The organism is Dietzia sp. 179-F 9C3 NHS (assembly GCF_045369825.1).
Classification (GTDB): Bacteria; Actinomycetota; Actinomycetes; order Mycobacteriales; family Mycobacteriaceae; genus Dietzia.
In genome coordinates this window covers 224,030-247,682 of sequence record NZ_JBIQES010000005.1, presented here as the reverse complement: position 1 = coordinate 247,682, position 23,653 = coordinate 224,030, and the positions used below count along the sequence as shown (strand labels likewise).

The window sequence follows — 23,653 nt, the reverse complement described above, 5'->3', positions numbered from 1 at the left end:
TCCCCCGGATCCCCACCGAACTCACACGCCGGCGAGGACTCCGGCACCCCCGCACCCGACCCCCGAACCGCCATCACTACCCCCCGTGCCTCGACCATCTGTTCGATACGTCACGATGCTACGACACGGGTACGACACGGCAAGGAAACCACCCACCACCAGCACAAAGACCATGCAAGGGCAGGAGACTCCCGCGAGGGCGGGAAGGTGAGGAAGCGAAGCGGTCTAGCCGCCGACGGGGCCGGCGGCGCGTGCGCCGGCCAGCGCCGCGCGACAGATCGCGGCCACCTCGTCGTCGCGGCACACCAGCGGGGGCATGGTGTAGACGAGGTCGCGAAACGGCCGCAACCACACCCCCTCGGCCACGACGGCGTCGGTGACGGCGGCCATATCGACAGGCCGGTCGAGGTGCACCACGCCGATCGCCCCCAGCACGCGCACCTCCCGCACCCAGGGCAGGTCCCGGGCCGGCGAGAGGCCGTCCCGCAGCTGCGCCTCGATCTGCGGGACACGGGTACGCCACTCCCCCTCGTCGACGAGGTCGAGCGAGGCTCCCGCGACCGCGCACGCCAGGGGGTTGCCCATGAACGTCGGCCCGTGAGCCAGTCCGCCGGCCTCGCCCGCGCTGATCGCGTCGGCGATCGCCGTGGTGGCCAGCGTGGCGGCCAGCGTGAGGTAACCCCCGGTCAGGGCCTTGCCCACGCACATCACGTCGGGGGCAACGCCCGCATGGTCGGCGGCGAAGAGCGTTCCGGTGCGGCCGAAGGCGGTGGCGATCTCGTCGAAGATCAGCAGGACCCCGGTCTCGTCGCAGACCTCGCGGAGATCGCGCAGATACGCCGGGTCGTGGAAGCGCATCCCTCCGGCGCCCTGGACCACCGGTTCGACGATCACCGCGGCGAGCTCGTCGGCGTGCGCCCGGACGAGGGCGGTGAGTTCGCGGGCGTAGTCCTCCCGGTAGTCGGCGGGCGGAGCGGGCGCGAAGACCTGCACAGGCAGCACCCCGGTCCACATCGCGTGCATCCCCCCGTCGGGGTCGCACACGCTCATGGGGGTCATGGTGTCGCCGTGATAACCACCGCGCCAGGTGGCCAGCCGGGTCCGGCCCGGGCGGCCGACGGAGCGCTGGTACTGGATCGCCATCTTGGCGGCCACCTCGACCGCCACAGATCCGGAGTCGCACAGGAACACCTTGTCGAGGGCGCTCGTCGTCCCCGCGCCCGGCGCCATCGCCGCCAGTCGCGCCGCCAGGCGCACGGCCGGCTCGTGGGTGAGCCCGCCGAACATCACGTGGCTCATCCGGTCGATCTGCGCGTGCGCGGCGGCGTCGAGATGCGGGTGACGGTAGCCGTGCACGGCAGCCCACCACGAACTCATCCCGTCGATCAGGCGACGCCCGTCCGCCAGCTCGAGGCGCACGCCGCGCGCCCCCACCACCTCGAGCGGAGTGGTGCTCGGGGGGAAGGCGCCGTACGGGTGCCACACATGCTCGGCGTCCAGCCGGAGTACCTCTCCCGGAGCGCTGTTCACGCTCGGGATCGACGACGGGCTGTCCATGCGCCGGACTGTACCAACGCGGGGACCGCGCGCCGTCTGTGGTGTAATCGGACCCGACTCCGCCGAGCGCCGCGCAGCCGCGCGAGCCGGACCGGGCACGCCCCGACACGCCGTCGATTCGTCAGGAAGTACCCACCAGTGGCCACCCCCACACCGACCGAGCCTGCCCGTAGGCGCCGCCGGTCTCTGGGCTACCGCCACGACATCGACGGCCTGCGCGGGCTCGCCATCGCGCTCGTCGTGGTGTTCCACGTCTGGATGGGGCGCGTCTCCGGCGGCGTCGACGTGTTCCTCGCCCTCTCCGGTTTCTTCTTTGTGGGTTCCCTGCTCCGCGGGGCCGGCGATCCGACCACGCCGATCAACCCGCTGCCGCACCTCACGCGTCTGGCCCGGCGTCTGCTGCCGGCCCTGGTGGTCACGGTGGCCGCGACCCTCCTGGGCACCGTGCTCATCAAGCCCCAGACGCAGTGGTCCGCGATCTTCGACGAAGCCGTGGCGAGCCTGCTGTACTTCCAGAACTGGAAACTGGCGCTGACCTCGCAGGACTACGCTGCGGCCGACGCGACCATCTCGCCGATGCAGCACCTGTGGTCGATGTCGGTCCAGGGCCAGTTCTACGTGGTGACCCTCGCCGTGCTCCTCGGGCTCACCGCGTTGTGGCGGCTCGTGATCCGGCGCGGGACCCCCAAGTGGTTCCTCGTGGCCGTCGTGGCCGCCGGCACCGCCGGATCCGTGTGGTGGGGTATCCGGGGCCAGGAGATCAACCAGGCGTGGAACTACTACGACACCGGCGCGCGCATGTGGGAGCTCCTCGTGGGCGGGCTCGTGGCGGTCCTGCTGGCGGGCATCGTCCTACCGTGGCCGCTGCGCTGGCTCACCACCGTGGCAGGGCTGGCGCTCATCGTGAGCTGCGGCTTCGTCATCGACGGCGCCCTCCACTTCCCCGGCCCCCTGGCCTGGTACCCCATCGGGGGCGCGCTGCTCATCATCCTCGGGGGCAACCTCCCGGAGGACGAGCGCCTGCGGCCGTGGCGTGACCCTGTCGCCTGGCTCCTCTCGGGACGCCTCTTCCGGCGGCTGGGCGACATCGCCTACTCGCTCTACCTGTGGCACTGGCCGCTGCTCATCCTCTGGCTCTCGTACAGGCGTGAGGCGGGGGTGTCGCTGACCGCTGGACTGGCCATCATCGGCGTGTCGATCGTCTTGGCGCTGCTCACCGAGAAGTACGTCGAGAAGCCCCTCCGGATGGCCAGCCGCGCACGCGGACGGTCCACCCCGGCGGCGCGAGCCCGGGACGCGAGACTCAAGCGCCCGATCCGCACGGCCCGGGAGCGCAACCGCTTCGCGGTGGCGGCCGCCCTCGTCGTCGTCGCCGCCGTGGGCTGTGCCGGCACCATCACCTGGTGGACGGTGACCGCCTCCTCCCGCTCCGCCGTGCCCTTCGTGGACGCCCTCAACGACCCCGAGCACCCCGGCGCCCGCGCCTACCTCGAGGACCTCCCCGTCCCGGACGGGATCACCTATCTGCCCTCCCCCGTGCAGGTCGTGCACGACCTGCCCGCGAGCACCTTGGACGGGTGCATCTCGGACTTCGGCTCCATCGAGGTGGAGCTGTGCGTCTACGGGGAGCCGGAGGCCGAGCGCACCATCGCCATCGTGGGCGGGTCGCACTCCGAGCACTGGATCACCGGCCTTGACGAGCTCGGGCAGCACTACGGCTTCCGCGTGGTCACCGTCCTCAAGATGGGTTGCCCGCTCACCCTCGACGCCACCGTGTCCGACAGCGAGGGCGAGCTGTATGAGGGGTGTGCCGAGTGGACGCCCCTCGCCCTGGCCGCGCTCGCGGGCCTCGCCCCCGACTACGTCTTCACCACCGCCAGCCGCCCCGTGGGCGCGCTCGGGCCCGACGTCACGCCCCGCCAGTACATCGAACTGTGGCGGGCACTGACCGAACAGGGCATGGGCGTCCTGGCCGTCCGCGACACCCCGTGGCTCAACACCGGCCACGGCACCGTCCGGGCGAACGACTGCCTCGGCGACGGCGGATCCCCCGTCGAGTGCGGCATGCCTCGCGAGCTGTCCATCTCGGCGATCAACCCGGCCTCGCTCGCCGCGGCGGGGGTGGAGGGGGTACACCTCCTCGACCTCACCGACGGTCTCTGTGATCCCGAGAACTGTCCCGTGGTCGTGGGCAACGTGATCGTCTACCACGACTCGCACCATCTCTCGGGCACGTGGGTGCGTTCGGCATCGGTCGAACTGGGCCGTCAACTGGGCGCGGCGACCGGTTGGTGGTGAGCGCCTCCGGCGCGCAAGACTGCTCCGGTGGCGCGAGGCACTACCCTTGGTGGGCGTGACTGACCACGACGCCTCCACGTCCACGCCCGAGCTCGTCCGCGCCTGGCCCGGACACGCCTACCCCCTCGGCGCCACCTACGACGGCACGGGGACGAATTTCGCCTTGTTTTCCGAGGTCGCCGAACGCGTTGAGCTCTGCCTGGTCAACAAGAAGGGCCGCGAGGAGCGCATCGAGCTCACCGAGGTCGACGGCCACATCTGGCACTGCTACCTCCTGGGCGTGGCCCCCGGCCAGCGCTACGGCTACCGCATCCACGGCCCGTACGAGCCGGAAAAGGGCCTGCGCTGCGACCCCTCCAAGTTCCTCCTCGACCCGTACGGCAAGGCGTTCGACGGCGCCTTCGACGGTGACCCCAGCCTGTACAGCTACGACCTCGACGACCCCTCGCAGCGAAACACCGACGACTCGCTCGGCCACACCATGACCACGGTCGTCGTCAACCCGTTCTTCGACTGGGGCCACGACCGGGCGCCGCGGCACGAGTACCACAACACGGTCATCTACGAGGCCCACGTCAAGGGCATGACCGAGTTGCATCCCGACGTCCCCGCCGAAATGCGCGGCACCTACGCCGGGCTGTGCCACCCGTCGATCATCGAGCACCTCACCACGCTCGGCGTGACCGCGATCGAGCTCATGCCGTGCCACCAGTTCATGCAGGACCAGCGCCTGCTCGACATGGGCCTGCGCAACTACTGGGGGTACAACACCTTCGGCTTTCTCGCGCCGCACAACGAGTACGCGTTCTCCGACAAGCCCGGCGACGCGGTCACCGAGTTCAAGGCCATGGTTCGCGCCTTCCACGAGGCCAACATCGAGGTCATCATGGACGTGGTCTACAACCACACCGCCGAGGGCAACCACATGGGGCCCACGATCTGCTTCCGCGGGATCGACAACCAGGCCTACTACCGGCTCGTCGAGGGCGACGAGCAGCATTACATGGACTACACGGGCACCGGCAACAGCCTCAACGTCCGGCACCCGCACGCGCTGCAGCTCATCATGGACTCCCTGCGCTACTGGGTTACCGAGATGCACGTCGACGGCTTCCGCTTCGACCTCGCCTCCACCCTGGCCCGCGAACTGCACGACGTGGACAAGCTGTCGGCGTTCTTCGACCTCGTGCAGCAGGACCCGGTCGTGAGCCAGGTCAAGCTCATCGCCGAGCCGTGGGACGTCGGCGAGGGCGGGTACCAGGTGGGCAACTTCCCGCCGCTGTGGACCGAGTGGAACGGCCAGTTCCGCGACACCGTGCGCGACTTCTGGCGCGGCGAGCCGGCCACGCTCGGCGAGTTCGCCTCGCGCCTCACCGGGTCCTCGGACCTCTACGAGCACACCGGCAGGCGCCCCACCGCCTCGATCAACTTCGTCACCGCCCACGACGGCTTCACGCTCAACGACCTGGTCTCGTACAACGAGAAGCACAACGACGCCAACGGCGAGGACGGCCAGGACGGCGAGAGCCACAACCGATCGTGGAACTGCGGGGTCGAGGGCCCGACCGACGACCCGGTGGTGCTGGACCTGCGGCACCGCCAGCGGCGCAACATGCTCACCACGCTCATCCTGTCGCAGGGCACCCCGATGCTCGCGCACGGCGACGAGATCGCCCGCACCCAGGGCGGCAACAACAACGTCTACTGCCAGGACAACGAGATCTCGTGGATGAACTGGGAGCTCGACGAGGAGAAAGAGGACCTCCTCGAGTTCACCCGCACCCTCATCCACCTGCGCCGCGACCACCCGGTGTTCCGTCGGCGCCGCTTCTTCGGCTCGCCGCTGCGTGGCGAGGAGGACCCGCAGGACATCGGCTGGTTCCGCCCCGACGGCTCGGAGATGACGAGCAAGGACTGGGACTCCGGGTTCGGCAAGTCGCTCGCCGTCTACCTCAACGGCGAGGGCATCCACGAGCCCGACGAGCGCGGCCAACGGATCGTGGACGACTCGTTCCTCCTGCTGTTCAACGCCCACCACGAGCCCATCGACTTCTCGCTGCTCGGCGAGGAGTACGCGCAGTCGTGGTCGGTGGTCCTCGACACCGCGAGCCACGCCGGGAAGCGCGACGACGAGTTGCCCTCCGACGGCACGATCACGGTCGCGGAGCGCAGCACGATCGTTCTCCAGCGGATCAGCTGACCATGGTGGACGCCGGCGCCGAGACTGTGGCCCCGACCCGCCCGCTGCGGCGGGCGGAGGCACTGTCCAGCACCTACCGCGTGCAACTCCGCACGCCGGAATCCGACCCCGACGGCAAGGGGTTCACCCTGGCCGACGTCGAGGAGCTGGTCCCCTACCTCGCCGACCTCGGCGTGGGGTCGGTGTACCTGTCCCCCGTATTGTCCGCGACGCCGGGATCCACGCACGGATACGACGTCGTGGACCCCACCACGGTCGCGCCCGAGCTCGGCGGGATCGAGGCCCTGCGCTCCCTACGGGCCGCGTGCCGGGCGCACGACCTGGGGATCGTCGTGGACGTCGTCCCCAACCACCTCGGGGTCGACGTCCCCGAGGCCAACCCCTGGTGGTGGGACGCGCTGCGACGCGGGCCGGAGTCCCCGTACTTCTCCTTCTTCGACTTCGACACCGACCCCGCCAACGGCTGCGACGGCCGGATCGCGATCCCGGTCCTCGGCTCCCCCGAGGACGTGCGCGAGCTCGCCGTCGACACCTCCGGCGACGAGCCGGTGCTGTGCTTCTACGAGCACCGTTTCCCCGTGGCCCCCGGCACCGGTGAGGGGACGGCGCAGCAGGTCCACGAGCGGCAGCACTACCGGCTCGTCCACTGGCGTGAGCCGCTGCTGGGCTACCGCCGCTTCTTCACCGTCACCGGCCTGGCCGGGCTGCGGCAGGAGGACCGCGAGGTCTTCGACGCCACCCACGCCGAGGTGCGCCGCTGGTGCGCCGAGGACCTCGTGGACGGAATCCGCGTGGACCACCCCGACGGCCTGGCCGACCCCGTCGGCTACGCCCGCCGGCTGCGCGAACTGGCCGGCGACGACCGCTGGCTGCTCGTCGAGAAGATCCTCGCACCCGGCGAGGTGCTCGACCCCGCGATGCCGGTCGACGGAACCACCGGCTACGACATGATCCGGCTCATCGACCAGGTGCTCGTGGACCGCCGCGGGGAGGAACAACTCTCCGCGCTCGCCGAGCGGTACTGCGGCGGGCGGGGCGACGAGGCCCAGGTCCACGCCCAGTCCGCCGAGATCAAGCGGGAGATCGTCACCTCGGACCTGTTGCCCGAGCTGGCCCGGCTCGCCCGCGCGGTGCGGCGCGAGGCGGCCGCCGGCCACGACGGCGCCGTGAGTGGTGACGTCGCGGAGGACACGCTACGGGAGGCGCTCGTCTCCGTCGTCGCCGCCACCCCGTACTACCGGGCCGACTACCCCGTCCTACGGGGCACCCTGCCCACGATCCTCGAGGACCTGCATCACGACCGGCCCGAGCTCGCGCCCGCGCTGCGCCTCGTCGGCGGCGCTCTCGCCCGCGGGGGAGAGTCGGCGGTGCGGCTGGCCCAGGTGACCGGCGCCGCCACCGCCAAAGCGGAGGAAGACCGGCTCTTCTACCGGCTCGGGCGGCTCGTCTCGCTCAACGAGGTGGGCGGCTCCCCCGGCCGGATGGGCATCCCGGTCGAGGCGTTCCACCTGGCCATGGCCGAGAAGGCCGTCGCCTGCCCGCTCACGCTCATGGCACTCACGACCCACGACACCAAGCGCGGCGAGGACGTGCGGGCGCGGATCTCCGTGCTCTCGCAGATCCCCGGGGAGTGGGCGGAGTTCGTCGAGGCCGTGTTCGCCGCGTGCCCGCCGCCCGCCGAAGACGCCGGCTACTTCCTGCTGCAGGTGGTGGTGGGCGTGTGGCCCGATCACGGCGCCCCCGGCGAGCGCCTGCGCTCGCGCCTGCACGCCTACGCCGACAAGTCGATGCGCGAGGCCGCCGTCCACACCACGTGGACCGACCAGGACGAGACGTTCGAGTCCGGCGTCCACGCGTGGCTCGACGCGCTCCTCGACGAGCACACCGACCTCGTGGCCCCGTTCGTCGCGCGGCTCTCCCCCGCGGGACGCGACAACGCGCTCGTGGCCAAGGCCGTCCAGCTGCTGGCCCCCGGCATCCCGGACGTCTACCAGGGCACCGAGGTGTGGGAGGACTCGCTCGTCGACCCCGACAACCGGCGCTTCGTGGATTACGGCCCACTGGCCTCCGGTGCGATCGCCCGGGTCGGGCATCCCAAGTTCACCCTGGTCCGCGAACTGCTCCGGGTACGGCGCGAGCACCCGGAGGCCATGGCCCGCGGCGCCCACGTCCCGATCCCGATACACGGCCCCGCCGCCTCGGACGTCCTGGCGTTCACGCGCGACGTGGACGGCCGGGCCGCCGTGGGCATGATCGCCCGCCGGCGGACCGCCGTGGTCCCCGCCGCCGCACTCGCCGGCACCGTTGCCCTCCTGCCCGAGGGCACGTGGATCGTCCGCCCCGACGGCACCCGGATCACCGGGCGCGTGGACCTGGGCCAGCTCCTCAGCGACACCCCCGTGGTGGTGCTGGGGCGCGACGACACCCCCGGCGACTGAGAACCGTCACGGGGTGGTCCGCCCGCTCAGCCCCGGCCGCGGAGTCGGTCGATCTCCCGTCGCTCGCGCTTTGTCGGTCGGCCGGCACCCCGGTCGCGTCGCGGCTGCGAGGCGAGGATCTCCCTGGAGGGCGGGGGCGGCGAGTGGTCGATGTAACAGGTCGCGGCCACGGAGGCACCGACCCGCTTGCTCACGGTGTCCACCACCTCGAGCACACGCAACCGCCCCATCGGCAGCGTGACCTGCACGCGGTCGCCCGGGACGACGTTCTTGGACGGCGCGGCGGACTCACCGTTGACCTTGACGTGCCCACCGCGGCAGGCGGCCGCCGCCTTGGTCCGCGACGGGAAGATCCGCACCGACCACGTCCACGCGTCCACCCGAACACCCATCCCGTCAGCGTAGCGGCCGCAGCGTGCCAGACTGGGGGCCGTGACCGACCCCGCCGCGACCGACGCCACCGCCACGACTCCCGAGGCCGCCGCCACGCTCGAGCGGATCCTCGACGACCGCTACAGCTGCCGGGCGTTTCTCCCGGACCCGGTGCCGGAGGAGACGATCGAGCGGATCCTGCGGATGGCCCAGCGGACGGCCTCGTGGTGCAACTCGCAGGCGTGGCAGGTCGATCTGGTGTCCGGCCCGGCGACGGCCGCGTTCGGCAAGGCGCTCACCGACCACGTCCTGTCCCACGAGATGCGCTCCGACCTGCCGGCGCCGGAACGGTACGACGGCGTGTACGGCGACCGGCGGCGCGCCAGCGGCTACGGCCTGTACTCGGCGCTGGGTATCGAACGCTCGGACCACGACGCCCGCACCCGGCAGATGCTCGAGAACTACCGGTTCTTCGGCGCCCCGCACGTCGCGCTCATCACCTCGGACGCGGGCCTGGGGACCTACGGGGCGGTGGACTGCGGCGGCTACGTGGCGACGTTCCTCGCGGCGGCCTCCTCGCTGGGCGTGGCCACGTGCGCGCAGGCCGCGCTCGCCCTGTACTCGGACGGCGTACGCGAGCACCTCGGCCTGGCCGACGACCGGCTGGTGGTCTGCGGGATCGCCTTCGGCTACGCCGACGACGCGCACCCGGCCAACTCATTCCGCACCGAGCGGGCGGATCTGACCGACGTGGTGCGGCGCCACACCTGACGCGCGCCAGACGCTGCCCGGCTCAGTACGGCGAGTTCGGGTCCTTGGCGATGGCCTTACGGACCTTGAGCCCGCTGTAGATCATCAGGACGGTGGAGAGGATCGCGAACAGCGTGAATCCCGAGGCCACGAACATCGCCAGCGGCCAGAACACCACCGTCCCGCCGATTCCGACCGCGGCCAGGGGGGCGTGCCGGCGAACCTGCTGCTTCTTGAGCTCGATGGGGTTCTGCTGGTACGGCTGCATGCTCATACGATCAGGATTCCACATCCGCGCGCACGGCCGCGTTCTCGGTGGTCGCCTCCCCCGTCAACTCCCACTCCGCCCCACCGGAGGTCCGGGCGGCGAGGATCGGCTCGAGCGCGGTGCGCTCCCCGGCGACCGTCATCCGCGCTCGCCGGCCGTACTCCACGCCCAGGACCTGGGCCCCCGCGGCCCGCAGCGCCGCCTCGAGCCCGCCGGCGACGGCGTGGTCCACCTCGGTCGTCCACGCCGGGGTGCGCGTCACCTCGACCACGCGCCCGGCGTCCCACGCGGCGTCGATCGCCGCCGAGACCGCCGCGCCGTAGGCCCGCACGAGCCCGCCGGTACCCAGTTTGGTGCCGCCGAACCAGCGCACGACCACCGCGCTCACGCCGGTCAGGCCGCTGCCGCGCAGCACGTCGAGCATGGGGATGCCCGCGGTGCCGGAGGGTTCGCCGTCGTCGTTGGACCGCTCGATCCGGTTGGCGCCGGGGACGTCCACGAGGAAGGCACTGCAGTGGTGGCGGGCAGCGGGGTGGGCCTTCCGGAGGTCGGCCGCCAGGTCGCGGGCGGCGTCCTCGTCGTCGACGCGCCGCAGTACCGCCACGAAGCGGGAGCGCTTCTCCTCGTACTCCCCCACAACGTCGGGGCCGGCGGAGAGCCGGAGCACGCGCGCGCGGGTGGGGTCCATGCCCTCAGTATCGCCGCCGCACCCGCCACGACGGCCGCCCGGCCCCTACGCTGGGGCCCGTGAACCCTGCGAGCAGCGACACGTTCTCCGTCTGGGCACCCGCGGCCGAGGCCGTCGGCTTAGTGCTGGACTCCCCCGACGCCGACCCCGTCCCGATGCACCGCGCCCCCGGCGAGGCCGGCGCGCGCGGGTGGTGGACCTCCGACGTGCCCCGGGAGCCGGGCCGTGACTACGGCTTCGTGCTCACCGGCGACGACGAGGTGACCGATCCCCGACCCGACCCGCGGTCGACGCGCCAGCCCAACGGCGTCCACGGACTCTCCCGCGTGCACACGGTGGACGCCGCGCGCTGGACGGATCACGCGTGGACGGGCCGGCAGCTGGCCGGCTCGGTGATCTACGAGATGCACGTGGGTACGTTCTCCGGGGCCGGAACCCTGGACGGGGCGATCGCACACCTCGACGAGCTGGTCGAGCTGGGCGTGACGATGGTAGAGGTGATGCCCGTCAACGCGTTCAACGGCGAGTACGGCTGGGGCTACGACGGCGTGGCGTGGTTCGCCGTCCACGAGCCCTACGGCGGGCCGGACGCGTTCCAGCGCTTCGTGGACGCGTGCCACGCGCGCGGGCTGGCGGTGTGCCTTGACGTGGTCTACAACCACCTCGGCCCGTCCGGGAACTACCTTCCGGTATTCGGCCCATACCTCTCGGCCGCGGACGGGCCGTGGGGGTCCGGCCTCAACCTCGACGGGCCGGACTCGGGTGAGGTGCGGCGCTACATCATCGACAACGCGCTGCGCTGGTTCGCCGAATTCCACGTGGACGCGTTGCGCCTGGACGCCGTGCACGCCCTGCACGACGGCTCGGCCGTGCACCTGCTCGAGGAACTGGCGGTGGAGGTCGAGGCGCTGTCCACGCACCTCGGTCGCCCGCTCTCGCTGGTGGCGGAGTCCGACCAGAACGACCCGCGGCTGGTGACGTCCCGGGAGTGCGGCGGGTACGGCCTCACCGGGCAGTGGGACGACGACGTCCACCACGCGATCCACGCCGCCGTCTCCGGGGAGCGGCAGGGCTACTACGCCGACTTCGGCTCGCTCGACGCGCTGCGGAAGGTGCTCACGGGGGCGTTCCTGCACGACGGGACGTGGTCGAGCTTCCGGGGACGCGTCCACGGGCGGCCGCTCGATACCGGGCGGGTGCCGGGCAGCCGGTTCGTCGCCTACACGCTCACCCACGACCAGGTGGGCAACCGAGCGGCCGGCGACCGCCCGTCGATGACCCTCTCCCCCGCCCAGCAGCTGGCCAAGGCGGCGATCGTGCTGTGCTCGCCGTTCACGCCCATGCTGTTCCAGGGCGAGGAGTGGGGCGCCGGGACGCCGTTCTGCTTCTTCACCTCCCACCCCGAGCCCGAACTCGCCGAGGCGGTGCGTCAGGGCCGCGTGCGTGAGTTCGCCTCCATGGGCTGGGACCCGGACACCGTTGCGGACCCGCAGGACCCGGAGACGTTCCGGCGGTCGAAGCTGGACCGGGCGGAACGGGCGCGGGAGCCACACGCCCGCATCCTCGACACCTATAAAGCGCTCCTCGCCCTGCGCCGCGAGCACCCCGAGCTCAGCGACCCGTGGCTGGACGGGGTCCGCGTGGCAACCGGGTCGGAGGCCGCCGACGAGCGCTGGCTGGTCCTGCACCGCGGTCGGCTCGCACTGGTGGTGAACCTGGGCACGGAGCCGTGCCGCGTCCCGATCGCCGGGACCGGCCTGCTGGCCCACGACGCGACGGTGGACCAGGACGAGGTGTTCTGCGCGGCGTACGGCTTCGCGGTGGTGCGGACGACCTAGGTCAGGTACTCGTACGCAGCGGTGCCGGGCAGGAGCCGCTCGCACTCGATCCGCGAGGCTTCCATCCGCTCGAGCAGCGAGTGCAGGCCCGTCGCCGAGCCCAGCTCGATGCCGACGAGCGCGGCCCCGTACTCGCGGTTGTTGCGCTTGAGGTACTCGAACTGGGTGATGTCGTCCTCGGGGCCCAGGACCTCGTCGAGGAAGCGGCGGAGCTGGCCCGGCTCCTGTGGAAAGTTGACGAGGAAGTAGTGCTTGAGGCCGCGGTGGACGAGCGAACGCTCGATGATCTCGCTGTAGCGGGAGACGTCGTTGTTCCCGCCCGAGATGATGCACACGACGGTGGCGCCGGGCTCGATGTCGAGCTTGTCCAGCGCCGTCACGGACAGCGCGCCCGCGGGCTCGGCGATGATCCCCTCGTTCTGGTACAGCTCGAGCATCTCGGTGCACACGGCGCCCTCGTCCACGGTGAGCACCTGGATCCGCTCGGACATCGAGGAGATCACGTCGAAGGGGAACTCGCCGATCCGGGACACGGCGGCGCCGTCAACGAAGGTGTCCACCGAGTCGAGCGTGACCGGTTCGCCCGACTCGAGCGCCGCGGTGAGGGAGGGCGCGCCGGCCGGTTCCACGGTGACGATCTTGCAGTCGGGCGCGTACTCGGCGAGGTAGGTGGCGATGCCGCCCACGAGCCCGCCGCCGCCGCAGGGCACCACGACGGCGTCAGGTGCCCGGTCGAGCTGCGCGAGGATCTCCGCGGCGATGGTGCCCTGCCCCGCCATGGTCTCCGGGTGGTTGAACGGCGGCACCATGGTGGCGCCGGTCCGCTCGGCGTCGGCCCGGGCGGCGGTCTGCGCGGCGTCGAAGTTGGAGCCGGTGACGACGAGCTCGACCCAACTCCGCCCGTGGGCGAGGATCCGGTCCCGCTTCTGCTTGGGCGTGTTGGCCGGGACGTAGATGCGGCCGTTGATCCCGAGGGTGCGGCACGCGAACGCGACGCCCTGGGCGTGGTTGCCGGCGCTGGCGGTGACCACGCCGGAACGGCGATCGTCACCGGTGAGCTGCGCCATGAGGTTGTAGGCGCCCCGGATCTTGTACGACCGCACGGCCTGCTGGTCCTCGCGCTTGAGCAGGATCGTGGCCCCGGTCTTCTCGCTGAGCCGCTCGCTGTGGCGCAGGTTGGTCGATTGGATGACGTCGCCGATCCGGCGGGCCGCGGCGTCGATGTCGTCAGGGGTCACGACCGGGGTCGTGGCGGATTCGGTGGCGGTCACGCGTACCAGTGTCCCACTGCGCGGCGTCCGCGCCGCATCAGGGCGCGCCCGCGCTGCCGGAGGGAGATCGCGTTCTCAGCCCGCGAGGCAGCCGGGGCCCAGCAGCGCCTTGAGGTCGCCCTTGAGCGAGGAAGACGCCTCGACCCGCAGGTGGTCGTCGAGCCGCAGCACCGTCGAGGAGTCGCCGTTGACCAGCCGCAGGTGCACGTCCGACGGCCCGGGGTGGCGGGTGAGGACCTGCTTGAGCGCGGTGACGGTCTCGATGGTGCACATGCGGGTGGGCAGGGTCAGCGCGAGCGGGGCGCCGTTGCCGCCCACCACGAGGTCGGGCACCTCGAGCGTGTCGCCGAACACCGAGACCCGGTCCTCACGGATATTGATGCGGGCCTTGACCAGCACCACGGCGTCCTCGGCGATGTCCAGGGCCGCGATCCGGTAGGTCTTGGGGAAGAACAGCACCTCCACGGAGCCGTGGAAGTCCTCGATGGTGACGATCGCCCACGGCTCGCCGTTCTTGTTGACCCGCCGGTCGACGCCGGAGATGATCCCTCCGATCGTCACCGCCGTGCCGTGCGGCAGCTCGCCCTCGTGGATCGTGGCGATCGAGGTGTCGGTCTTGGCCTCGAGCGCGGACTCCAGGCCGTCGAGCGGGTGGCCGGAGACGTACAGGCCGAGCATCTCGCGCTCCAGGGCGAGCTTCTGCTTGGTGTCCCACTCCTCGTCGGGGACGCGGACGGCGAACACGTCGCCGAAGCCCGCGTCTGCGCCGGAGTCGTCGCCGCCGCCGAACAGGTCGAACTGCCCCACGGCCTCGGCCTTCTTGGTGGCCAGGACCGACTCCACGGCGTCGGAGTGGACGAGGAACAGGCCCTTGCGCGGGTGGTCGAGGGAGTCGAACGCGCCGGCCTTGACCAGCGACTCGGTGACCTTCTTGGTGCACGCTGTCTGGTCGATCTTGGCCAGGTAGTCGGAGAAGTCCGTGAAGTCGCCCTTGGCCTCGCGGGCGGCGACCACCGCGTCGACCACGTGCGCGCCGACGTTGCGGACAGCGCCCATGCCGAAGCGGATGTCCGTACCCACCGAGGTGAAGTCGGTGAACGACTCGTTGACGCACGGCGGGAGCACACGGATGCCCATCTGCCGGCAGTTGGACAGGTAGAGGGCGGCCTTGTCCTTGTCGTCACCCACCGAGGTGAGCAGCGCCGCCATGTACTCGGCCGGGTAGTTGGCCTTGAGGTAGCCGGTCCAGAACGACACGAGGCCGTAGCCGGCGGCGTGCGACTTGTTGAACGCGTACGAGGCGAAGGGCTCGATCGTGCCCCACAGCGCGTCGATGGCCTCCTTGGAGAAGCCGCGCTCGCCCATGCCGCCGGAGAACTTCTCGTACTCGGCCGCCAGGACCTCGGCCTTCTTCTTGCCCATGGCCTTGCGGAAGCCGTCGGCCTCACCGGCCGTGTATCCCGCGAGCTCGCGGGCGATGGCCATGATCTGCTCCTGGTACACGATCAGGCCGTGGGTCTCGTCGAGGATGTCCTTGAGCGGTTCGGCCAACTCGGGGTGGATGGGGACGAGTTCCTGCTTGCCGTTCTTGCGGTCGGCGTAGTTCCAGTGCGTGCCCATGCCCATGGGGCCGGGGCGGTAGAGGGCGAGGGCGGCCACGATGTCGTTGAAGCCCGTGGGCTTCATCCGCTTGAGCAATTCGCGCATGCCGCCGGAGTCGAGCTGGAACACGCCCAGGGTGTCGCCGCGGGAGAGCAGCTCGTACGTCGCCGCGTCGTCGGTCTGCAGGGTGTCGAGGTCGATCTCCTCGCCGCGGTTGGCCTTGATGTTCTCCAGGCAGTCGCCGATCACCGTGAGGTTGCGCAGGCCCAGGAAGTCCATCTTGAGCAGGCCGATGGCCTCGCACGACGGGTAGTCCCACCCGGTGATGAGGGCGCCGTCCTGCGCCCGCTTCCACATGGGGATCACGTCGAGCAGCGGTTCGGAGGACATGATCACCGCGCACGCGTGGACGCCGGCCTGCCGGACCATCCCCTCGAGGCCGCGGGCCGTGTCGTAGATCCGCTTGACGTCCGGGTCGGTCTCGATGAGCTGGCGCACCTCGGCGGCCTCGCCGTAGCGCTCGTGCCCCGGATCGGTGATTCCCGACAGCGGGATGTCCTTGGCCATGATCGGCGGCGGCAGCGCCTTGGTGATCCGATCCGCGATGGCGTAGCCGGGCTGGCCGAAGTTGACACGGGCCGCATCCTTGATGGCGGCCTTGGTCTTGATGGTGCCGAAGGTGATGACCTGGGCGATCTTGTCCGCGCCCCACTTGTCGGAGGCGTAGCGGATCATCTCGCCGCGGCGGCGGTCGTCGAAGTCGATGTCGATGTCCGGCGCGGACGGCCGCTCCGGGTTGAGGAACCGCTCGAAGAGCAGGCCGTGCTCGATCGGGTCGATGTTGGTGATCTTGAGCGCGTAGGCGACCAGCGCGCCGGCGGCCGAGCCACGGCCAGGGCCCACCTTGATGCCGATCGAGCGGGCGTACTCGATGAGGTCGCCGACCACGAGGAAGTAACCGGGGTAGCCCTTGCCCTTGATCACCTCGAGCTCGAAGTCCGCGCGGTCGCGGTACTCCTGCGGGACGCCGTTGGGGAAGCGCCACTCGAGGCCCTTGTGGACCTCCTTGGCCAGCCATGTGTCCTCGGTCTCGCCCGCGGGCACCGGGAACTTGGGCATGCGGTCGCGCGGGGTCCAGATCTCCTCGTAGGACTGGACGCGCTCTGCCACCCACAGCGTGTTGTCGCAGCCGTCGGGGACCTCCGGGTCCCATTGGGCCCGCATCTCGGCGGCGGATTTGAGGAAGTAGCCGTCGCCGTCGAACTTGAAGCGGTTCTCGTCGGCCAGCGTCTTGCCGGTCTGCACGCAGAGCATGGCCTCGTGGGCGTGTGCCTGTTCGCGGGTCACGTAGTGGCAGTCGTTGGTCACCAACGGCGGCATCCCCAGGTCGCGGCCGAGCTTGATCAGGTCCTCTCGGACCCGCCGCTCGATGTCGATCCCGTGGTCCATGAGTTCGAGGAAGAAGTTGTCCTTACCGAAGATCGACTGCCACTTCTCCGCCGCCTCGTAGGCCTCCTTCGTGTGGCCGAGCCGCAAGCGGGTCTGGATCTCGCCCGACGGACAGCCGGAGGTGGCGATGATCCCCTCGGAGTGCTCGGCGATGATCTCGGCGTCCATACGCGCCCACTTGCCCAACTGACCCTCGTACGAGGCCAGGGACGAAAGCAGGAAGAGATTGCGCAGGCCGGTGGCGTTCTCGGCGACCATCGTCATGTGCGTGTAGGCGCCGGAGCCCGCCACGTCGTCGCTCTTCTGGTGCTTCTCGCCCCACAGCACGCGCTTGGTGTTGAACCGGGACTCGGGGGCGACGTACGCCTCGATCCCGATGATCGGTTTGATGCCGCTCTTGACGGCCTGGTTGTAGAAGTCCGAGGACCCATACATGTTGCCGTGGTCGGTCATCCCCACCGCCGGCATCCCCAGGCGCGTGGCCTCGGCGAAGAGCGGATCGATCTGCGCCATCCCGTCGAGCATCGAGAACTCGGTGTGATTGTGCAGGTGCACGAACTGCTTCTCGCCCACGCGGCATTCCTCCTGAGGTCGGTCCGGCCCAGTCTAGGTCGGGTCTACGACACCGTCCGAACCCCCATCGCGAGCCCCGTCGGCCCGTGACGGGAGGGGCTCGTGGGGCGATCGGCCACCTCGTCGTCGCCCCCTCCGGCCCACCGTCGTGAACACGATCACCGCCGCCCAGATGAGCGCGAACCCCGCCCACTGGACGGCGTCGAGGTGCTCGCCCACCACGACGATCCCCCACGCCATCTGGAGCACCGGGACGATGTACTGCAGCATCCCGACGGTCGCCAGGGGGATCCGCTGGGCGGCGACGGCGAAGAGCAGCAGCGGCACCACCGTCACCAGTCCCGAGGCGGCCAGCAACGCGGCGTGCCCGGGGCCGTGCGCGGTGAACGAGCCGGCGCCGACCGCGCCCATCCACACGAGCAGCGCGAGCGCGAACGGCGCCGTCACCAGCACCTCGCCGGTCATGCCGACCACCGGGTCCACCCGCAACGCCTTCTTCATCACCCCGTACATCCCGAAGCTCAGCGCGAGGATCACCGACAGGGACGGGAAGTGACCGTAGCCGGCGGTGAGGACGCCCACGGCGACCACGGCCAGGCCCACGGCCCACGCCTGCGGGCGGGTGAGCCGCTCGCGAAAGATCAGGACCCCGAGCAGCACGCTGACCAACGGGTTGATCGTGTACCCGAGCGCGGCCTCGGTGACCCGGCCGGAGTTGACCGTGTAGACGTAGACGCCCCAGTTGACAGAGACGAACACCGCGGCGCCGAGGATCCGGCCCCACGAGGCCCGGTCGACCGCCCGCAGCTCGTGCCAGCGGCGCATCACGGTGAGCACGAGCGCCATCACCGCGAGCGACCACACGATCCGGTGAGCGAGGATCTCCACCGCGCCGGCGGGGTCGAGCAGAGGGAAGAACGCCGGGAAGAAGCCCCACATCGTGTACGCGGCGACGCCCGCGAGCAGACCCACCGCGTGCGTGCGGTCCACGGCCGGCGCCCCGGCTCCCGCTCCCGTCCGTCCGCCCTCGCTCACCCGCGCCAGGCTAGCCCCGCGCGCGGGACACGGGCACGCGGGTCACCCCCGGGGGAGCTCGTACGGCACCTCGGGGGCCGGGATCGGGGCGGCCCGGATCACGCGGGCGGCGGCCCGGTACCCGGAGTCCCGGGTCGCCGAGTCCGGCACCACCTCGATCTCGGCCCGCACCCACTGCCCGTCGGCCGTCCCGTCCAGCAGGCGCAGGGACCGGGCGTCGGTCACCCGCACCGACACGGTGTGGGCGTCGGCGGCGCAGCAGGTGATCACGACGCGGCCGAGCCGGACCCCGTCGTCGTCGCGGAGCACCGCCCCCTCGACCGTCACGGGGCGGCCGTCGAGGGACCGGTTCCGGTCGGTCACCGCCCGCCGGGACAGCTCGAGGAAGCCGATCTCCGGCGCGTGCCCGTCCGGCAGCGGCGGGAACTCCCGGTCCCGCACCGGCTCGCGAGCCGAGCCGACCGACGTCGACGTGAGCGCCGACTCCGCCCCCGTCGCGGTGACGGGGGTGGGGCCCACGAAGAGCAGCAGGATCGCGGGCACAGGGAGCAGCCACGTCGCCCAGCGGGAGCCGTGGTCGTGCTCGTGGTGGTCCCCGCGGCCCGCTCCCCCGCCGGACCGCACGTCCCGCACCATGTCGGCCACGGCCAGCAACAGCACCACCGCCCCGGTCAAGACGAGCGGCCACCGCATCCCCGGGACGACGTACCAGCGATAGGACCCCCGGGCCACGATGAGCACGAGGGCGAGCCCCACCAGCAGGAGCGTGAGGTTGCTGGCCTGGCGACTCACGCGCTCACCACATCCCCGGCGTGCCGGTGAGCGCGAGGACCGCGCCCCCGACGAGCAGCGCGGAGGCCACCGCCACCGCGAGGACGAGCGGGGCGAAGCGCACGGCGAACCGCGGGCCCAGCACCCCGGCGTACATCGCGAGGAGCTTGAGGTCGATCGCCGGCCCCACCACGAGGAAGACGAGTCGGGGGACGAGCGGCATCATCGTCATGGCCGAGGCGATGAAGGCGTCCGCCTCCGAGCACAGCGAGAGGATGACGGCGAGGGCGGCCATCACGGCGACGGCGGCCCACGGTGAGGAGCCGAACCACTCCGCCCACTCCGGGGGCACCAGCACGTGGAAGGCGGACACGGCGGCCGCCCCCACCACGAGGAAGGATCCCGCCGTGACGAGGTCGCCGCGCGCCGTCGACAGCGCGACGCCCCACCGCGAGCCGGACCCGCGGTGGTCGTGGGCCTGCAGACGACGCGTGATCCACTCGGTCCGGCCGAGGCGGATCCACAGAAGCCCCACCACCACCGAGCAGACCAGCGACGCGGCCACGCGGGCCAGGGCGACCTGCGGGGCGTCGGGGAACGCGACGAGGGTGGCCGCGACGACGACCGGGTTGATCGCCGGCGCCGCCAGGAGGAACGCCAGCGCCGCCGCCTGGGGCACCCCGCCGTCCATGAGCCGGCGCGCCACCGGCACGCTGCCGCACTCGCACCCGGGCAGCGCGAACCCGCCCACCCCGGCCACGCACACGGCGCCCGCGGGGTGGCGGGGCAGCATCGACCGCAGCCGCTCGGGGGTGGCGAAGGCCGTGAGCGCGCCGGAGAGCACCACGCCCAACGTGAGAAACGGCAGCGCCTGGACGACGATGGAGACGAACACCGTCGTGGCCGTGCCCCAGCGCGGCGAGTCCCGCAGCACGTCGCCGACGGGCCCGCCGAGCAGCGCGGCGCCCACGACCAGCGCGAGCAGCACGACCGTCGACCAGCCCCCGGGCCGGGCGGCGCGGCCCTCGCCGTCATCCCCTCCGGCCCCCACGCCCCGGTCGGCGGCGGGATCGGAGAGCCGGCCGGGAGGGACGCCGGCCCACCGTCTCTCCACCCCGGGCTCCGTCATGCCCACGAGCGTAGGCGGCGGGCCCGTCAGGCCGGCGACACGGGCCTGTCGTCGGAGTCGTCATCGGTACCGGCTCACGCCGGGGGCAGCGGGCCGTCGTCGGGAAGCGGAAGCGCGGCCTCGGCCTGCTGGGGCTGGAGGGGGCGCACGGCGAAACGCTGCCAGACGGCGTCGGCGGGCAGGGCCTCCACGGCCCGCACCCACGGCTGGTCGGCCACGGCGCGCAGCTCGGCGGGGGTGCCGCGGGCCAACAGTCCGATGATCGCCGGCTCGCCGCCCCGGATCCGCGCCACGGTGAGCGCCGCGGTGGCGGCCGCGCGATCGGGGTCCGGCGGGGCGGGAGTCGGGGGGTCCGCGGTCCCTTGCCCGCCGGCGGCCTCGAGCCGCGTGATCACCTGCTCGAGTCCCCGCTCGAGCACCGGCTCGCGGGAGGTCTCACCGGCGACCGGCTCGGGCAGGGTGACGCCGGTGACGGGCATCGCCACCCCGTCCACCGGCACCTGCACGTAGATCCCGGACACGCGCGGCAGCTCGCGGACCACGCCGGCTGCCTCGGGGACGGACCACGCCCAGCCGGCGGTGACGAGCGCCCAACGGGGGTCGTCGTCGGAGGCGTCGAGGGTGGCGGCGGCGCGCGGGAGGTAGTCGTCGACCCGCTCGCCGTTCTCCGGACCCAGGGCGTCGCTCATCACGGGCGGGGTGGTCGGTAGGTCGGCGCGCAGGGAGAGGATCACCACGAGGGAGACCATGACCAGCGTGAAGACGCCCACGATCTCGGCCGTGCGCCCGCGGGCCTGGCGCCCGGTCATGCCGGCCGGAGCACGTCCAGCGCGTGCTGGAGGTCGTCGGGGTACTCGCTCGCGAAATCGACGCGCGACCCGGTGCCGGGGTGTTCGAAGCCCAGCCCCACGGCGTGCAGCCACTGCCGCTCCAGGCCGAGCCGTTTGGCGAGCACGGGGTCGGCGCCGTAGGTGAGGTCGCTCGCGCACGGGTGGTGCAGGGCCGAGAAGTGCACACGGATCTGGTGGGTCCGCCCGGTCTCGAGGTTCACCTCGACGAGCGTCGCGGCCTGGTGCGCCTCGAGCGTGTCGTAGTGCGTGATCGACGGCTTGCCGTCGGAGGTCACCGCGAAGCGCCAGTCCGACGAGGTGTGCCGGCCGATCGGGGCGTCGATCGTCCCGGACAGCGGGTCGGGGTGGCCCTGCACGAGCGCGTGGTAGGTCTTGTCCACGGTGCGGTCCCGGAACGCCCGCTTGAGCAGCGTGTACGCGCGCTCGGATGCGGCCACCACCATGAGCCCGGAGGTGCCCACGTCGAGTCGGTGGACGATCCCCTTGCGCTCGGGCGGCCCGGAGGTGGAGATGCGATAGCCGGCGGCGGCGAGGCCGCCGATGACGGTGGGCCCGGTCCAGCCCACCGAGGCGTGGGCCGCCACGCCGACGGGCTTGTCGACGACGACGATGTCGTCGTCCGAATAGATCACCGCCATCCCCTCGACGGGCTCGGCCACCACCGCGGGCTCGGCTCGCGGCTCGGGCATCTCCACCTCGATCCACGACATCCCGGTGAGCTTGTCCGACTTGCCCACGGCCCGGCCGTCGAGCAGCACCTTGCCCTCGGCCGCGAGGTCCGCCACCGCCGTGCGGGAGATCCCCAGCAGGCGCGCAACGCCGGCGTCAACGCGCATGCCGTCGAGCCCGTCGGGAACGGGGAACGTCCGGGTCTCACCCATCGGCATCGCCCCGTCCCGCCACCTTCGCCGACGCGCGGGAGCCATCCGTCTCCACCCCGAGGAACACCGCCACCGTCACCACGATCACCCCGGTGACCAGGCAGGCGTCCGCCACGTTGAACACCGGCCACCAGCCCACCGAGACGAAGTCCACGACGTGGCCCCGGAGCACGCCGGGCGAGCGGACGAACCGGTCCACGAGGTTGCCGGCGGCGCCGCCCAGGATGAGGCCCAGGCCCCAGGCCCACCACCGCGAGTTGACGCGCCGCGAGTACCAGAGCAGTCCCGCCACCACCGCGCAGGCGATCACGCTGAGGACCACCGTCGCGTCCGTCCCCAGCGAGAACGCCGCCCCAGGGTTGCGGAGCAGTACCAGACGGACGGTGTCGCCGACGAGCCGCACGGGATCGGCGCCCTCGAGTGCGGCCACGGCGGCGAGCTTGGTCACCTGGTCGACGAGCACGATCACCGCGGCGATCGCGAGCATGACCACGGGACCGGCCCGGAAATAGCGCGGCCCCACGCCGTCAGGGGCCTGCCCCGGCGCCGGGGTCCGCGGGCGGTCGGTCTCCGTCATGCCCCCAGTATCCCTGACGAGCCGATGGGCCCGGCGGCCGCGGGGAGCGGACCCTCTAGGCTCGGTCACCGTGACCCCGCGCGCGAGCTCCTCCCCCGCCCCCTCCCGACGCCCCCGCCCCGGCGTGCGTCCCCGCCTCGCCGCCGCGGCGACGGCCGCCGTCCTGGCGGTCGGGGTGGCGGCGTGCGGCGCCGACGACACCGATGGCGGGAACGGGGCGTCGGACATCGCCGTGGAGGCCGGGTCGCTCGAGGCCGCGATGACGGTCGACCCGGGACCCGCGCCCGACGTGCGGCTCCTCGAGCCGGGCACGGGCGAGCGGCGCGTGGTGACGTACGGCCCGTCCCGCACGCCGGCCGTCGTGGAGATCACCCGGTCCGGGTCGTCGCGGACCGTGGTCCCGGGAACCGCGCCCCGGGTCGACGACACCCCCGAGCAGGTCCTCACGGTGGAGGGCGGCTCGGACCCGGACGTGGACGGCGCCCAGCGCGCGACCGTCACCGTGCTCGACTTCACCTCCGTGGACGAGCACCGGGCGGCGCAGTTCGCCACCGCGACCGGCTTCACCGTGACCTGGACCCGAGGCGCCGACGGCGCGGTCCGGCAGGTCTCGCTCGAGGCCCCGGTCGGCGCCACCGACGTGGCCCGGGCCGGCGTCGAGATCACCGCCGCGACGGTGTCCGACACCACCGTGGTGTGGCCCCGCGAGGCCATCGGCGTGGGCGCGCGGTGGGAGGTGACGCGCCGGGTCGACGACGCCGTCGCGCCGACGCGGGTGACGACGTACGAGCTCACCGGCCTCGAGGGGGACGTGGCCACCCTCGAGCACACCACCACCGCACCCGACCCCTCCCCCACGCTCACGGCGCCGGGCTCCGACGGCGAGGGCGGCGTCGCGCTCGACGTGGACGCCTACGATGTCGCCGGACGGGGTGAGCTCACCGTGGACCTGCGCTCGGCGCTCCCGGTCGACGGACGAACCGAGTCCTCGACGCGGGCGGTCTACGTGGACCCCGACTCGGGGGCACGGACCACCCACGACGAGAACTCGGTCCTCGAGTTCGCGCAGGCGGACTGAGGCGGTCCGCGCGGGGCGTCCCGCCCG

Annotated in this window: 18 protein-coding genes; 6 read left to right on the top strand and 12 right to left on the bottom strand. The window is 72.0% G+C overall.

Going from position 1 to position 23,653, the window contains the following annotated elements:
* Window positions 1–225: 225 nt before the first annotated feature.
* Window positions 226–1,557 carry an adenosylmethionine--8-amino-7-oxononanoate transaminase gene (locus ACH0BZ_RS08600; RefSeq protein WP_406897720.1) on the bottom strand — a complete coding sequence of 444 codons (1,332 nt, stop codon included), beginning with the start codon at window positions 1,555–1,557 and terminating at the stop codon, window positions 226–228.
* 138 nt (window positions 1,558–1,695) lie between these two features.
* On the opposite strand from ACH0BZ_RS08600, the gene ACH0BZ_RS08595 reads away from it, so the two are divergent.
* From ACH0BZ_RS08595 to treY, 3 genes are read left to right on the top strand one after another with little or no spacing between them, the layout of a single operon-like run.
* The gene (locus ACH0BZ_RS08595) at window positions 1,696–3,855 is read left to right on the top strand and encodes an acyltransferase family protein (RefSeq protein ID WP_406897719.1); all 2,160 of its coding nucleotides are present in this window, start codon (window positions 1,696–1,698) and stop codon (window positions 3,853–3,855) included.
* A gap of 55 nt (window positions 3,856–3,910) precedes the next feature.
* Entirely contained in the window at window positions 3,911–6,055 is a 2,145-nt protein-coding gene (gene glgX / locus ACH0BZ_RS08590; protein WP_406897717.1) for a glycogen debranching protein GlgX, read from the top strand.
* 2 nt (window positions 6,056–6,057) lie between these two features.
* Window positions 6,058–8,493: a malto-oligosyltrehalose synthase gene (gene treY, locus ACH0BZ_RS08585; RefSeq protein WP_406897715.1), complete on the top strand. Its 2,436-nt coding sequence runs from the start codon at window positions 6,058–6,060 to the stop codon at window positions 8,491–8,493.
* Window positions 8,494–8,519: 26 nt separating this feature from the next.
* On the opposite strand, the gene ACH0BZ_RS08580 is transcribed toward treY, so the two are convergent.
* Window positions 8,520–8,885 (bottom strand): RNA-binding S4 domain-containing protein, encoded by a 366-nt coding sequence (locus ACH0BZ_RS08580; protein ID WP_406897714.1) that lies wholly within the window; start codon window positions 8,883–8,885, stop codon window positions 8,520–8,522.
* A gap of 40 nt (window positions 8,886–8,925) precedes the next feature.
* On the opposite strand from ACH0BZ_RS08580, the gene ACH0BZ_RS08575 reads away from it, so the two are divergent.
* A complete protein-coding gene (locus tag ACH0BZ_RS08575; RefSeq protein WP_406897712.1) occupies window positions 8,926–9,636 on the top strand; it encodes a nitroreductase in 711 nt (236 codons plus the stop codon).
* A gap of 22 nt (window positions 9,637–9,658) precedes the next feature.
* Here ACH0BZ_RS08575 and ACH0BZ_RS08570 read toward each other — a convergent pair whose 3' ends face one another.
* Window positions 9,659–9,889, bottom strand: coding sequence for a hypothetical protein (locus tag ACH0BZ_RS08570; RefSeq protein WP_406897711.1), 231 nt, complete (start codon window positions 9,887–9,889; stop codon window positions 9,659–9,661).
* 4 nt (window positions 9,890–9,893) lie between these two features.
* Entirely contained in the window at window positions 9,894–10,571 is a 678-nt protein-coding gene (locus tag ACH0BZ_RS08565; protein ID WP_406897710.1) for an IMPACT family protein, read from the bottom strand.
* Window positions 10,572–10,630: 59 nt separating this feature from the next.
* On the opposite strand from ACH0BZ_RS08565, the gene treZ reads away from it, so the two are divergent.
* Window positions 10,631–12,409 (top strand): malto-oligosyltrehalose trehalohydrolase, encoded by a 1,779-nt coding sequence (treZ, locus tag ACH0BZ_RS08560; RefSeq protein ID WP_406897709.1) that lies wholly within the window; start codon window positions 10,631–10,633, stop codon window positions 12,407–12,409.
* Here the strand turns inward: treZ and ilvA are convergent.
* The 8 genes from ilvA to lspA all read right to left on the bottom strand — a co-directional run bounded on the left by ilvA (window position 12,406) and on the right by lspA (window position 22,548).
* Window positions 12,406–13,680 carry a threonine ammonia-lyase IlvA gene (ilvA, locus tag ACH0BZ_RS08555; RefSeq protein WP_406897708.1) on the bottom strand — a complete coding sequence of 425 codons (1,275 nt, stop codon included), beginning with the start codon at window positions 13,678–13,680 and terminating at the stop codon, window positions 12,406–12,408. The genes treZ and ilvA overlap by 4 nt on opposite strands.
* A 75-nt stretch (window positions 13,681–13,755) precedes the next feature.
* Entirely contained in the window at window positions 13,756–17,304 is a 3,549-nt protein-coding gene (gene dnaE, locus ACH0BZ_RS08550) for a DNA polymerase III subunit alpha (protein ID WP_406897706.1), read from the bottom strand.
* Between the two features lie 33 nt (window positions 17,305–17,337).
* Window positions 17,338–18,339: an EamA family transporter RarD gene (gene rarD, locus ACH0BZ_RS08545; RefSeq protein ID WP_406897705.1), complete on the bottom strand. Its 1,002-nt coding sequence runs from the start codon at window positions 18,337–18,339 to the stop codon at window positions 17,338–17,340.
* Between the two features lie 42 nt (window positions 18,340–18,381).
* Complete coding sequence (locus ACH0BZ_RS08540) at window positions 18,382–19,131, bottom strand: TIGR03943 family putative permease subunit (RefSeq protein WP_406897703.1); 750 nt, start codon at window positions 19,129–19,131, stop codon at window positions 18,382–18,384.
* Between the two features lie 4 nt (window positions 19,132–19,135).
* Window positions 19,136–20,239 carry a permease gene (locus ACH0BZ_RS08535; protein ID WP_406897702.1) on the bottom strand — a complete coding sequence of 368 codons (1,104 nt, stop codon included), beginning with the start codon at window positions 20,237–20,239 and terminating at the stop codon, window positions 19,136–19,138.
* 74 nt (window positions 20,240–20,313) lie between these two features.
* A complete protein-coding gene (locus tag ACH0BZ_RS08530; RefSeq protein ID WP_406897701.1) occupies window positions 20,314–21,048 on the bottom strand; it encodes a hypothetical protein in 735 nt (244 codons plus the stop codon).
* The gene (locus ACH0BZ_RS08525; RefSeq protein WP_406897700.1) at window positions 21,045–21,971 is read right to left on the bottom strand and encodes an RluA family pseudouridine synthase; all 927 of its coding nucleotides are present in this window, start codon (window positions 21,969–21,971) and stop codon (window positions 21,045–21,047) included. The genes ACH0BZ_RS08530 and ACH0BZ_RS08525 overlap by 4 nt, the downstream gene beginning before the upstream one ends.
* Entirely contained in the window at window positions 21,964–22,548 is a 585-nt protein-coding gene (lspA, locus tag ACH0BZ_RS08520) for a signal peptidase II (RefSeq protein ID WP_406897699.1), read from the bottom strand. Before lspA ends, ACH0BZ_RS08525 begins: the two co-directional genes overlap by 8 nt.
* A 70-nt stretch (window positions 22,549–22,618) precedes the next feature.
* On the opposite strand from lspA, the gene ACH0BZ_RS08515 reads away from it, so the two are divergent.
* Window positions 22,619–23,626: a hypothetical protein gene (locus ACH0BZ_RS08515; RefSeq protein WP_406897698.1), complete on the top strand. Its 1,008-nt coding sequence runs from the start codon at window positions 22,619–22,621 to the stop codon at window positions 23,624–23,626.
* Window positions 23,627–23,653: the final 27 nt, after the last annotated feature.

Excerpts from the sequence above, each read along its gene's own strand:
- ACH0BZ_RS08600 (WP_406897720.1), bottom strand. The coding sequence starts at position 1,557 with ATGGACAGCCCGTCGTCGATCCCGAGCGTGAACAGCGCTCCGGGAGAG.
- treY (WP_406897715.1), top strand. The coding sequence starts at position 6,058 with ATGGTGGACGCCGGCGCCGAGACTGTGGCCCCGACCCGCCCGCTGCGG.
- ACH0BZ_RS08580 (WP_406897714.1), bottom strand. The coding sequence starts at position 8,885 with ATGGGTGTTCGGGTGGACGCGTGGACGTGGTCGGTGCGGATCTTCCCG.
- ACH0BZ_RS08570 (WP_406897711.1), bottom strand. The coding sequence starts at position 9,889 with ATGAGCATGCAGCCGTACCAGCAGAACCCCATCGAGCTCAAGAAGCAG.
- ACH0BZ_RS08565 (WP_406897710.1), bottom strand. The coding sequence starts at position 10,571 with ATGGACCCCACCCGCGCGCGCGTGCTCCGGCTCTCCGCCGGCCCCGAC.
- ACH0BZ_RS08535 (WP_406897702.1), bottom strand. The coding sequence starts at position 20,239 with ATGACGGAGCCCGGGGTGGAGAGACGGTGGGCCGGCGTCCCTCCCGGC.
- ACH0BZ_RS08530 (WP_406897701.1), bottom strand. The coding sequence starts at position 21,048 with ATGACCGGGCGCCAGGCCCGCGGGCGCACGGCCGAGATCGTGGGCGTC.
- ACH0BZ_RS08525 (WP_406897700.1), bottom strand. The coding sequence starts at position 21,971 with ATGGGTGAGACCCGGACGTTCCCCGTTCCCGACGGGCTCGACGGCATG.
- lspA (WP_406897699.1), bottom strand. The coding sequence starts at position 22,548 with ATGACGGAGACCGACCGCCCGCGGACCCCGGCGCCGGGGCAGGCCCCT.